The organism is Sorangium sp. So ce296 (genome assembly GCF_051529605.1).
Taxonomy (GTDB): Bacteria; Myxococcota_A; Polyangia; order Polyangiales; family Polyangiaceae; genus Sorangium; species Sorangium cellulosum_D.
Genome location: NZ_CP150325.1, coordinates 3,729,145 through 3,740,000 on the forward strand (window position 1 = coordinate 3,729,145; position 10,856 = coordinate 3,740,000).

7 protein-coding genes (1 of these 7 running past the window's edge) are annotated in these 10,856 nt (G+C 72.2%); all 7 read left to right on the forward strand.

Annotated features, from left to right (window positions below; all coding sequences use genetic code 11):
* Positions 1 to 634: 634 nt before the first annotated feature.
* Positions 635 to 3,199: a leucine--tRNA ligase gene (gene leuS, locus WME98_RS14050; RefSeq protein ID WP_437951766.1), complete on the forward strand. Its 2,565-nt coding sequence runs from the start codon at positions 635 to 637 to the stop codon at positions 3,197 to 3,199.
* A 362-nt stretch (positions 3,200 to 3,561) separates the two neighbouring features.
* Positions 3,562 to 4,653, forward strand: a complete 1,092-nt coding sequence (locus WME98_RS14055; protein ID WP_437951767.1) for a trypsin-like serine protease — start codon at positions 3,562 to 3,564, stop codon at positions 4,651 to 4,653.
* A 62-nt stretch (positions 4,654 to 4,715) separates the two neighbouring features.
* Positions 4,716 to 5,330 carry a penicillin-binding protein activator LpoB gene (locus tag WME98_RS14060; RefSeq protein ID WP_020740473.1) on the forward strand — a complete coding sequence of 205 codons (615 nt, stop codon included), beginning with the start codon at positions 4,716 to 4,718 and terminating at the stop codon, positions 5,328 to 5,330.
* Positions 5,330 to 6,706 (forward strand): hypothetical protein, encoded by a 1,377-nt coding sequence (locus tag WME98_RS14065; RefSeq protein ID WP_437951768.1) that lies wholly within the window; start codon positions 5,330 to 5,332, stop codon positions 6,704 to 6,706. Before WME98_RS14060 ends, WME98_RS14065 begins: the two co-directional genes overlap by 1 nt.
* 63 nt (positions 6,707 to 6,769) lie before the next feature.
* On the forward strand, positions 6,770 to 7,297 hold the full coding sequence (locus WME98_RS14070; RefSeq protein WP_061628155.1) for a peptidylprolyl isomerase: 528 nt from the start codon (positions 6,770 to 6,772) through the stop codon (positions 7,295 to 7,297).
* Between the two features lie 71 nt (positions 7,298 to 7,368).
* The gene (locus tag WME98_RS14075) at positions 7,369 to 10,035 is read left to right on the forward strand and encodes an MGH1-like glycoside hydrolase domain-containing protein (protein WP_437951769.1); all 2,667 of its coding nucleotides are present in this window, start codon (positions 7,369 to 7,371) and stop codon (positions 10,033 to 10,035) included.
* 84 nt (positions 10,036 to 10,119) lie between these two features.
* Positions 10,120 to 10,856, forward strand: partial view of a hypothetical protein gene (locus tag WME98_RS14080; protein WP_437951770.1) — the 5' portion only. Its footprint extends 70 nt past the window's final position; 737 of the gene's 807 nt are visible here — the first part of the coding sequence; the start codon lies at positions 10,120 to 10,122; its stop codon lies off the right edge, out of view.

The following is a 10,856-nucleotide window of genomic DNA, read 5'->3' on the forward strand; positions in this document are numbered from 1 at the left end:
ATCTCACCCTCGGGGGCTCCCCATGGAACGTGTTTGTCGGTCATCCGCGCGCCCCGGAGAGACCGCCAACGCGGCCCCTCCGCCTCACACTGAAGCGGAACAGCGCTCTCAATCTACCCTCAAGTCTCGGCGTCCGGCCATCCTTCTGACGCGTCGCCCCGCCCGTGAGGCGCTGCTGCGCCGGGGATGCGCGGCGCGGCGCCGCGACCACGGCGCCCGTTGCGGACGAAGGAGCAGCGCGGCGCGCTTCCCGGGCTCGGCCCGTCGAAGATCGAGCTCGTCCTCCGCCCGTGGGCGCAGGCGGCGGTGCGCTCGCCCCGCCGCCTGCGCGCTTCCGCCCGTGGGCGCAGGCGGCGGTGCGCTCGCCCCGCCGCCTGCGCGGGAGCGGACGGCGCTCCCGGCCCGCGGCGCGCTCGCATCCAGCGTGCGGGGGACGCGCGCTCCGTCAGCGGCCTGCGCGAAGCCTCGCGAGCGCGGGCGCGCCCGACGGCAGAGCTCGCACCGAGGGGCTGTCCACGCTTGCCGGGAACTCTCGACATGGCGGGGCGCACGCCGCGGACGGGTGACGGCGCCCCCGCGGGGACGCGGGCTTGTGCCGCCGCGGGGCGGCTGTCGACCGCGGCAGCACAGTGCTATGGCTCGTCGCGATATGGCCGCCGAGACGATGGGCCCCCGCACCTCCACCGAACCTTCTCCCAACGAGCCGCGCGAGCCCGCGCGCTACGATCACGCCGCGGTCGAGCCGCGCTGGCAGCGCGCGTGGGAGGAGGGCGAGACCTTCCGCGCCGTCCGCAGCGCGGGCGGCGCGCGCGAGAAGCGCTACGTGCTCGACATGTTCCCCTACCCTTCGGGCGCGGGGCTGCACGTCGGCCACCCCGAGGGGTACACGGCGACCGACATCGTGTCGCGCTACTACCGCATGCGCGGGATCGACGTGCTGCACGTGATGGGCTGGGACGCCTTCGGCCTCCCGGCCGAGCAGCACGCCATCGAGACCGGCACGCACCCGGCCGACACCACGGCGCGGAACATCGCGACGTTCAAGCGCCAGCTCAAGATGCTGGGCTTCAGCTACGACTGGTCGCGAGAGCTCGCCACGACCGATCCGCGCTACGTGCGCTGGACGCAGTGGATCTTCCTCCAGCTCTTCAAGAACGGCCTCGCGTACCAGGACGAGGTGAGCGTCAACTGGTGCCCGGCGCTCGGCACCGTCCTCGCGAACGAGGAGGTGATCGACGGCAAGAGCGAGCGCGGCAACCACCCGGTCTACAGGACGCCGCTCCGCCAGTGGATGCTCCGCATCACCGCCTACGCCGACCGCCTGGCGGAGGATCTCCGCCTGCTCGACTGGCCCGAGGGGACGGTCGCGATGCAGCGCGCCTGGATCGGCCGCTCGGAGGGCGCCCTGATCACGTTCGAGGTCAAGGCGTGGAGCAAGGGCTCGGTGAGCGTGTTCACGACCCGCCCCGACACGCTGATGGGCGTCACGTACGTCGTGCTCGCGCCCGAGCACCCGCTCACCAGCTGGATCACGTCGACGGAGGGCAGCACGTCCGAGCCGCGCCGGGAGGCCGTGCGCGCGTACGTCGCCGCGGCGTCCAGCAAGAGCGATCGCGAGCGCCTCGCCGGGGCCGCGAAGGAGAAGACCGGCGTCGACACGGGCCTGTTCGCGGTGCATCCGATCACGGGCGCCGAGGTGCCGATCTGGGTCGCGGACTACGTGCTCGGCAGCTACGGCACCGGCGCCGTGATGGCGGTGCCCGGGCACGACGAGCGCGACTTCGCGTTCGCGCGCGCGTACGGGCTGCCCATCGTCGAGGTGGTGAGCCCCGACGGCGCCCTGCACGACCAGATCGAGGCCGCCTACGTCGACCCCGGCGTCGCGGTCCGGAGCGGCGAGTTCGACGGGCTCAAGACGGAGGAGTGCAAGCGCGCGGTCATCGAGCGCCTCGAGGCGCTCGGCCGCGGCAAGCGCGAGGTGAACTACAAGCTGCGCGACTGGGTCTTCTCGCGCCAGCGCTACTGGGGCGAGCCGATCCCCATCTACTTCCCCGTCGAGCTCGCCGATCCCGGCGGCGATCCCAGGAAGGGCGACGCGCACACGATCCGCTACGACCAGCCGATCGCGGTGGACGAGGCCAGCCTGCCGCTCGAGCTGCCGCCGCTCGCCGACTTCCGGCCTGGCGACGACCCGGCCGGTCCGCTCGCGCGGGCAGTCGACTGGCGGTTCTTCCAGAAGGACGGCGCGTGGTACGCGCGCGAGACGAACACGATGCCGCAGTGGGCGGGGTCGTGCTGGTACTACCTGCGCTTCCTCGATCCGCAGAACGACGCCGAGCCGTTCTCGCAGGCGGCGTACGACGCGTGGATGCCGGTCGACCTCTACGTCGGCGGCGCGGAGCACGGCGTGCTGCACCTGCTCTACGCGCGCTTCTGGCACAAGGTGCTGTTCGACCTCGGCCACGTGAAGCACCCCGAGCCGTTCATGAAGCTCGTCCATCAGGGCATGATCCTCGGCGAGGACAACGAGAAGATGTCGAAGTCGCGGGGCAACGTGATCAACCCCGACGACATCGTGCGGTCCTACGGCGCCGACGTGCTGCGGCTCTACGAGATGTTCATGGGCCCGCTCGAGGCCGTGAAGCCCTGGCAATCGGCCCAGATCCAGGGGGTGGTCCGGTTCCGGGATCGCGTCTTCGCGACGTGCACGCGGCCGCTCTCGGACGCGATCGACGACGCGACGAGCCGGCAGCTCCACCGGACCATCAAGAAGGTGACCGGCGACATCGAGGGCATGGCGTTCAACACCGCCATCTCCGCGATGATGGTCTTCGTGAACCACCTGAACGCGATCCCCTCGCCGCCGCGCGAGGCGGTGCTCCGGCTGATCCTCCTCGTCTCGCCGTTCGCGCCGCACCTCGCCGAGGAGCTGTGGCGGCTCACGGGGCATCAGCGCTCGCTCGCCTACGAGCCCTGGCCCGCGTACGACGAGGCGCTCTGCGTCGACGATGTCCTGGAGATCCCGGTGCAGGTGAACGGCAAGGTCCGCGGCCGGGTGACGCTGGCGAAGGTGGCCTCGGAGGACGAGGCGCGCGCCGCGGCGCTCGCGCTGGAGAGCGTGGCGGCGCTCTCCGCGGGCAAGCAGGTGAAGAAGTTCATCTACGTCCCCGGGAAGATCGTGAACATCGTGGTCGGCTGACGCGCCCGCGCCGCCCGGCCAGAACGAACGACGACGCCGCGGCGTCGTCGCGAACGGACGCTCCGAGCGGGCGGCGCGAGGCGGCTCTTCCCGGATCCCGAAGGTCCGCGCTCGCCCATCGTCCCTTCCCTTGGAGGATCGAGCTCGCCCATCGTCCTTCCCCTGGAGGATCGATCGCGAAGCCCCTGGCTCCCTGCCGGCGCCGGGGTCGGGCGCTCGGCTCCCCACGAGCCCGATCGGCGCGCCGGCCGCAGCGCCCACCACAGCGCTGCGCAGCTCGGCGGGCGCGTGAGCTTCCTCGGAAGCAATCCTCTCCTGCCTCGAGAAACGCGGCGCATGCACAGCCCAGGCTGGCAGGTGCCGTGCAACGGCGGCTTGCCGTGTTCCGGAACAGCACCGCGTGGTGTACCCGAGCTGGATACCTCCTCGCCGCCGCCGCGCTGGCCGGCTGCGCGGGCGACGCGGGCGAGCCTGCCGCGCGCGGGGAGGACGCGGACGAGGCCGCGCTGGAGATCAAGGGAGGCTATCCCGACGCGGGAGATCGCGCGGTCGCCGGGCTGATCATCACGGATCGGAAGGGCCGCGTCGCGCGGACCTGCTCGAGCACCCTGATCGCGCCCGACCTGGTGCTCACGGCGCAGCACTGCATCGCGGAGGCGCCGAAGCTCATCTCCTGCAAGACGGCGACGTTCGGTGAGCCGGTCGACGCCTCGCAGGTCTACGCCACCCTCGGCCGGGCCATGTGGGCCGCGGACGCGCCGTGGCTCGCCGTGCGCGCGGTGCTCAGCCCGCCCGACGGCAACGCCGTGTGCGGCCGCGACCTCGCGCTCGTCGTCCTCGCTTCGCCGGTCCCGAGCAGCGACGTCACGCCCCTCGCGCCCCGCCTCGACCGGCCGCCCGAGGAGAGCGAGGTCTACTCGGCGGTCGGCTTCGGCGACACGGAGGGCAGGGCGCGCGACGGCGGCGCGCGTCGGCGCCGCGACGGGCTCCGCGTCGAGTGCGTCGGCTACGGGTGCGGGACGCAGCAGCGCGTCACGGGCAGCGAGTGGCGCGGCGAGAGCGGCATCTGCAGCGGCGACTCGGGCGGACCCGCGCTCGACGGCGCCGGGCGGATCATCGGCGTGACCTCACGCGGGCCGGCCGGCTGCTCCGACCCCATCTACGGCGGGCTGATCGCCCATCGCGACTGGCTCGTCGCCGAGGCGACGCGCGCCGCCGACGCCGGCGCCTACGGCGCGCCCTGGTGGGCCACGGCGCCCGGCCTGGCGGAGCGATCGCCGTCGCGTCGGCCGCTCGACGAGCGCTGGCTCTCGTGCGCCCACGGCCCCGTGGCCGGGGGCGGGGCCGCCTCCGCGCGCGCGCTCTTCGCGCTCTTCGCGCTGCTCGCGCTGAGGCGCGCCGGGACGGCGGCTCCGCGGGCGCGCGCCGCGCGGCGGAGCACGATTTCCGCCTGATCGGCGCTCCGGCGCACACCTCGCCTGCTAGGATGCGCCCGTCCAGACCCTGCGGAGTGTCCATGCCCAGCTCGCCCATCATCCGTCCGGCCGCGCTCCTCGCGGCGCTCGCGCTCGCCTCGACGTCCCTCGGCTGCGGGCCGACCTACGTGCGCGGCAACCAGGTCGAGGGGCTCGACGACGCCGCGATGAGCACGGGGATCGACAAGCGCGACATCGAGCAGCTCCTCCACGAGAACCTGAAGTCGCTGATGGCCTCGCCCATCGCGAAGGCGTGGGCGCAGGAGGGCTCGCGGCCCACGCTCGCCATCTACCCGCTGTCGAACCAGACGAGCGAGCACATCGACAGCCAGCTCCAGGCGCTCCTGTCGGACATCGAGACGTACATGGTCAACACGGGCCTCGTCACCGTGGTGAGCGTCGAGCGCCAGCAGCAGATGATCGCCGAGATCGAGCAGCAGCACGGCGGCGGGTTCGATCCGGACCACATCGCCGAGTACAACCGCCAGCTCGGCGCGAAGTACTACATCACCGGCAAGGTCTTCACCTCCGACGAGCGCACCGAGGACGAGCGCCGCGTCCAGTACTTCATGTTCATGCAGCTCATCGAGGTCGCCACGAGCGCGGTGGCCTGGCAGAACAAGGCGGCCTTCACCAAGGCGCTCATCCAGGAGTGATGCGCTGGCGGCACGCGAGCCTCCGGGGGCGCGGGCGCGCGGTCCTCGTGCCTCTCGCGCTGCTCCTCGGCGTCGGACAGGTCGCCTGCGCCGGCCACGAAGATCGCGTGCGCACCGCGCTCGCCGCGCTCGACCGCGGGGCGCCCGCGGAGGCGGTGGCCGCGCTGAACGAGCAGATGGAGGTCGCGAGCGCGGCCGAGCTTCCGGCGCTGAAGGGCGACAACGCGCTCCTCCTGCTCGACCGCGGCAACATCCTCCTCGGCATGGACCGCTACAAGCTGTCCGCGCGCGATCTCGGGGCGGCCGACAAGTCGATCGACCTGCTCGACATGTCGCGCGGGGCCGCCGCCGAGCTCGGGAAATACCTCTTCTCGGACGACGCGGGCCCGTACAAGGCGCCTGCGTACGAGAAGCTGCTCATCAACACCATCAACATGATGAACTACCTGGCCCAGCGCGACCTCAACGGGGCCAGGGTCGAGGCCCGCCGCCTCGCCGTGATGCAGAAGTACCTGCGCGATCACGAGGGCGAGACGGCGCTCGTCGGCCTCGGGAGCTACCTCGCCGGCTTCGCCTTCGAGAAGAGCGGTCAGGTCGACGAGGCGCTCCTCTACTACGACGACGCGCTCCGCCACGGGCCGTACCCGTCGCTCCGCGCCCCGCTCCGCGCGCTCACGCGCGGCGAGCCGAGGACGCCCCGCATCGCCGCCCAGATCGAGGGCGTGGAGCCGCCGCCGCCGCTCGCCGAGGCCGGCGAGGCGGAGCTCGTGGTCGTCGTCGGGTTCGGGCGCGTGCCGCAGAAGGTGCCGCAGCGCTTGCCGATCGGGCTCGCGCTCACGTTCGTCGCCGACGACATCAGCCCGACCGATCGCGCGCGGGCCAACGAGCTCGCGGCCAAGGGGCTCGTCACGTGGGTCAACTACCCGACGCTCGCCCGGGGCAAGGGCGGCTACGCGGTCCCGACCCTGACGCTGGATGGGCGCTCCCAGCCGCTGGAGCAGGCCCTCGACGTCGAGGCGCAGGTGCGCTCGGCCTGGAAGAAGAGCGAGGGCACGATCATCCTGTCGGCCATCACGCGGACGCTCGCCCGCGTCGCCGCGGGCGAGGCCGCCCAGGGCGCCACCGAGGCGGCCGCGGAGGACTCCGGCCCGCTGGGCCTGCTCGTCGGCCTGCTCACGAGCGCGACGCTGACCGCGCTCGACACCCCGGACACGCGCGGCTGGTCGACGCTCCCCGCGCGCATCGCGATCGCGCGCACCCGCGTCCCCGCGGGCACGCACGAGGTGGTCGTGAGCGCCCGGGGCGAGGTGCGGCGCGCCCGGGTGACCGTGGCCGCGGGCGGGTGGGCCTTCGTCCCGGCGATGGTGCTGCGCTGAGCGGTCCCGGGCGCGGGCCGGAAGGGTTGCCGGCGCCTCCCTCCCGCGGCAGTCTCCGCGCCGATGCGTAGCCCTGCTCTCCGCGCCGTGCTGGTCCGCGCGCTCTCGGCGTGCTCTCCCCTCGCGCTCCTCGGCGCGACCGCCTGCGGGACGCTGGCCACCTCGCCGTCCTGGGTCGGCGGCGGCCTCGCGGTCTCCGCGCCGATCCGCGCGGCCGAGGAGGACGCGGCGCAAGAGCGCGAGCGGGCGCTCGTGGCGAGCCAGCCCAAGCAGATCGGCGCGCGGCACATCCTCGTCATGCACGACGGCTCGAAGAGCAGGCCCGAGGGCGTCCGCCGCACGCGCGACGAGGCGCGCGCGCGCGCCCAGGAGGCGCTCCTCAAGATCCGCGGCGGGGCGGCCTTCGAGGACGTGGTCGCCGAGTACAGCGACGAGCCTGGCGCCAAGGAGCGCGGCGGCGACCTCGGGGTGTTCGAGCGCGGCGTGATGGTGAAGGGCTTCGCCGATGTCGCCTTTGCCCTGAAGGTCGGCGAGGTGAGCGAGGTCGTCGAGACCCCGTTCGGATTCCACATCATCAAGCGCACCGAGTAGCGCCGGTCGCGGCCGTCCGCGCGGGGGCCGCGGGCTCGACGCCTCCGCCCGGGTCGCCTAGCGTGGCTCGCATGACGAGGACCGTCCCCGCCGCGCTGACCGCCGAGCACCGCCGCCTCGAAGAGGAGCGCGAGCGCCTCTTGCGCTGGAAGCACTGGGGCCCTTACCTGTCGGAGCGCGCCTGGGGGACGGTGCGAGAGGACTACAGCGCGAACGGGGACGCCTGGGCGCATTTCCCGCACGATCACGCCCGGAGCCGCGCCTATCGCTGGAACGAGGACGGCCTCGGCGGCATCTGCGACCGCCACCAGATCCTGTGCCTCGCCGTCGCCGTCTGGAACGAGAGGGACCCGATCTTGAAGGAGCGGGCCTTCGGCCTGACCGGGCCCGAGGGCAACCACGGCGAGGACGTCAAGGAGATCTACTACTACGAGGACGCGACGCCGACCTCCAGCTACCTGCGTTACCTCTACCGGTACCCGCAGCGCGAGTTCCCGTACGGAGCGCTCATCGACGCCGCGCGCGAGCGCGGCCTCTCCGACGGCGAGGTCGATCTCCCCGATCTCGGCGCCTTCGACGGAGATCGCTACTTCGACGTGATCGTCGAGTACGCGAAGCGGAGCCCGAGCGACATCTTCATGGTCATCACGGTGGTGAACCGCGGCCCGGAGCCCGCGCCGATCCACGTGCTGCCGCACCTCTGGTTCCGCAACACCTGGTCGTGGAGCGACCCGCCCGGCCCGGTCCCGGAGATCCGGGCCATGCAGAGCGGCCCTGGGCACGTGATGCTGCGCGCGGCGCACCCCGAGCACGGCGCGCATCACCTCTACATCGAGGGCAGGCCGGAGCTGCTCTTCACCAACAACGAGACGAACCACGAGCGGCTCTACGGCGCCCCCTCGCGGACACCCTACGTGAAGGACGCGTTCCATGACCGGGTCATCCACGGCGACGCGTCGCGGGTGAACCCCGAGCTGCGCGGCACCAAGGCCGCGAGCTGGCACCGCCTCGAGGTGCCGGCCGGCGGGCGCAGGCGGATCCTGCTCCGGCTCGCGCCGGACCCGGTGGAGCGGCCGTTCGAGTTCGCGGACGAGCTCCTCGAGATGCGCCGCCGCGAGGCGGACGAGTACTATCTCGCCGTCCAGGGCCCTCATCTGTCCGAGGATCGCCGCGCCATCCAGCGGCAGGCGGCGGCGGGGCTCTTCTGGACGATGCAGTTCTATCACTACGACGTCGACACGTGGCTCCGCGGCGACGTCGAGGCGCCGCCGCCCGAGCGGCTCTCGGGCCGCAACGGCCAGTGGCGTCACGTCTCGGTCGCCGACGTCATCTCGATGCCGGACAAGTGGGAGTACCCCTGGTTCGCGGCCTGGGATCTCGCCTTCCACGCGGTCGCGCTGGCCTCGCTCGACATCGATCTCGCGAAGGCGCAGCTGAAGCTGATGGTCAAGGAGTGGTACCAGCACCCGAACGGCCAGCTGCCCGCGTACGAGTGGGAGTTCTCGGACCTGAACCCGCCGGTGCACGCCTGGGCGACCTACCAGCTCTACAAGATCGAGCGGAAGCAGCGGGGCGAGGGCGATCGGGTGTTCCTGGAGCGCGTGTTCCACAAGCTCCTCATCAACTTCGCCTGGTGGGTCAACAAGCGTGACGCCGAGGGGCACAACGTGTTCGAGGGCGGGTTCCTCGGCCTCGACAACATCTCCCTCTTCGATCGCAGCGAGCGGCTCGCGCCCGGGATGCGCCTCGAGCAGGCGGACGCCACCGCGTGGATGGCGATGTACTGCCTCGACCTCATGCGCATCGCGCTCGAGCTCGCGCTCGACAACTCCGCGTACGAGGATCTCGCCAGCAAATTCTTCGAGCATTTCCTGCGGATCGCGCACGCGCTCCACCACGCGGAGGGCGGCAGGCTGCCGCTCTGGTCCGAAGAGGAAGGCTTCTACTTCGACATCCTCACCGCCGGCGGGAGGCCGCGGCACGTGAAGATCCGGTCGGCGGTGGGCCTCATCCCGCTCTGCGCCGTGCACGTGATCACGCCGGAGATCTACGGCAAGCTCGCGAACTTCCGGCGCCGGACCGAGTGGTTCCTCCGCAAGAACCCCGCGCTCGCTGAGGCGATCACGGTGCGTCCGGACGGCCGGCAGGTGCTCTCTGCGGTGACGCCGGGGCGCCTCGAGCGGGTGCTCGCGCACCTGTTCGACGAGGACAAGTTCCTCTCGCCGTTCGGCCCGCGCTCGCTCTCGAAGGAGCACGCGGCCGCGCCTGTCTCGCTCGGGCTGGAGCAGCCCTGCCATGCGCAGTACACGGTCGGTTACGAGCCGGGCGAGTCGATCACGCGCATGAAGGGGGGCAACTCCAACTGGCGCGGCCCGATCTGGTTCCCGCTCGGCTATCTGCTCTACCGCTCGCTGCTCCGGCTCGATCACGGCTTCGGCGACGTGCTCACAATCCCCCCGATCGGCGGCCACGGCCCTCGCACGCTCCGCGACGGCGCGCACGAGCTGGAGCGACGGCTGATCGCGATCTTCGAGCGCGATCGCGAGGGGCGCCGCCCCGTCTACGGCGAGCACCCGCTCTTCCACCGCGACCCTCATTTCCGGGATCGTCTGTTCTTCTTCGAGTACTTCCACGGCGACACCGGCGCCGGGCTCGGCGCCTCGCACCAGACCGGCTGGACCGCCCTCGTCGGCGATCTGATCCTCCGCGCGGGCCGCCACCACCTCCCCTATTCGTAGCGCGCCACACAAGATGCACGGCTCGGCGCCGGTTCGTGGTCGATCCGTGCTAGGAGGGCGCCTGTGTCGCTGGCGTTCGGCGTCTTGCTCCTCGCGCTGGCCGTCATGCTGGGCGGCATTGCGGCGCTCTTCCGTCATCGCAGCGAGGGCGCGATGTCTGCGCTCCGGACGTTCGCCCTGGTCGGGGCGGCGTCGATAGCGTTGCTGCATCTCTTGCCGGAGGCGCTCGGCGAGATCGGCTGGCCAGCGGTGCTCGCGGCGGTGGCGGGCTTCCTCGCGCCGGCCTTGCTCGAGCGCCTCGTGATCGGCGAGGCGGGCGCTCACCGCACGCCCACGACGGCGCTCGCGATGGGGTATGCCGCGGTGCTGGCGCATCAGTTCGGCGAGGGTGCGGCGGTGGCGTCGCTCTCGCGGGTGGGTCAGCTGACGCTGCCTGTCGTGCTCGCGCTGGCGGCGCACACGGTGCCGCTCGCCATGGTGGTGGCGATCCAGGTCCTTGAGGTGAGGGCGGGTACGGGCGGCAAGCGTGCCATGAGCGCGGCGCTCGCGGGCATCGCGCTCGCCACGGTGGTTGGGGCCTTCGCGACGCGGCTCGTCGATGTGGAGCGCCTTGAAGCGGTCGAGCCCTGGCTGCTCTCTGCCGTGGCGGGCCTTCTCTTGCATGCCCTCTCGCACGAGGCGGTCGCGAGCGGCCCAGCGACGACGGTCAGCCGGGCTGGCGAGGCCGTGGGCGGCCTGCTCGGCCTGGTGCTCGCCACGATCGGCATTGATGAGGAGGAGTGGATCCAGCAGATCCCGTTTCAGCTCCAGATCGCCGCCCT